The sequence below is a fragment of the Microbacterium sp. CPCC 204701 genome, assembly GCF_004010105.1.
Lineage (GTDB): Bacteria > Actinomycetota > Actinomycetes > Actinomycetales > Microbacteriaceae > Microbacterium.
The window spans coordinates 1-1126 of sequence record NZ_RRYE01000620.1; the positions used below are offsets into that span (position 1 = coordinate 1).

Genomic DNA, 1126 nt, shown 5'->3' on the forward strand with positions numbered 1-1126 from the left:
CGCGCCCACCGCCCAGCCGCTCCCCCGCAGCACGCGCTCGGCGAGCCGGGTCGTCGCTCCCCACAGCGTCACCGCGTCCGGCTCGACGACGAGGCTCGCCGCCGGGTATCCGAGCACCGGCTGGCGCGACTCGGCGCCCGCCTGCAGGTCCCACTGCGGTACCCAGAACCACGCCACGAGCCCGGATGCCGCTGCCGTCGGCGCGAGCCGCGCGAACCGCGGCAGCCGCTCCGGGTAGAGGATGCCGCGGCGCCGGTCGATCGCGGGGTCGGTCACGCACGCCAGGCTAACGGCCGGGTCCGACGCCGCAGGTCGTCGCGAATCTCCAAGCCCGCGGCATCCGTCACGCGCGACGATGACGACATGACCAGCACGAACACGACCGGCGCCACAGGCCGGCACACGACCGACGGTCGCCCGAACAGCGCGACCTCCCTCACCCCGTTCCTCGCCATCCGTGGCGCGAAGGCGGCCCTGGAGTTCTACCGCGACGTCTTCGGCGCCCGCGTGACCGACGTCACCGAGTTCGACGGCCACGTCGTGCACGCGGGGCTCGACTTCGGCCTCGGCCTGCTGCAGCTCGGCGAGCCGAGCCCGGAGTACGGCACGGTCGCCGCGCCCGACGGCGAGGACGACTGCTACTCGATCGGCATCTACGTGCCCGACGTCGACGGGGTGACCGCACGCGCCGTGGCCGCCGGGGCCACCGTGCGCGAAGAGCCGTCGACCTTCGTCTCGGGCGACCGCTTCGCGAGCATCCGCGACCCGTTCGGGGTGCGGTGGTCGATCATGACGCGGGTCGAGGACCTCTCGGACGAGGAGAGCGCGGCGCGGGTTGCGGAATGGGCGGCATCCGTCGGCCAGAGCTGATCGCCGCTCGCCCCACGGGATCTTCGGCCTTCCGCAGGACTCCCGTGCGCGAGGCGTCCTTCGGGGGCCCGCGCTCCTGTGCAGGAGTCAGGGAGGACTGACGATCGGCGCCGGCGGACGCGCCTCGAGGAGTGCGGGGAGCAGCGCCTCGGCCGTGCGACGGTAGCCCATCGCGCTGGGGTGGAAGCGGTCCAGGCTGAACATCTCGTCGGGCTGCGTGACGAAGAAGGGCCCCACCGCGCGGCGCAGCGACACC

At 73.8% G+C, this 1126-nt stretch carries 2 protein-coding genes; one reads left to right on the plus strand and one right to left on the minus strand.

Features of this window, described 5'->3' with window-relative positions:
• Positions 1–276: DUF6597 domain-containing transcriptional factor (locus tag EIO58_RS18360; RefSeq protein WP_446723957.1), on the minus strand; the 276-nt coding region annotated here is incomplete at its 3' end.
• Positions 277–363: 87 nt separating this feature from the next.
• Here EIO58_RS18360 and EIO58_RS18365 point away from each other — a divergent pair.
• On the plus strand, positions 364–870 hold the full coding sequence (locus EIO58_RS18365; RefSeq protein WP_127820599.1) for a VOC family protein: 507 nt from the start codon (positions 364–366) through the stop codon (positions 868–870).
• The last annotated feature ends 256 nt before the right edge of the window (positions 871–1126 follow it).

Bases quoted from the DNA above. Each gene is read 5' to 3' on its own strand.
- EIO58_RS18365 (WP_127820599.1), top strand. From the start codon at position 364: ATGACCAGCACGAACACGACCGGCGCCACAGGCCGGCACACGACCGAC.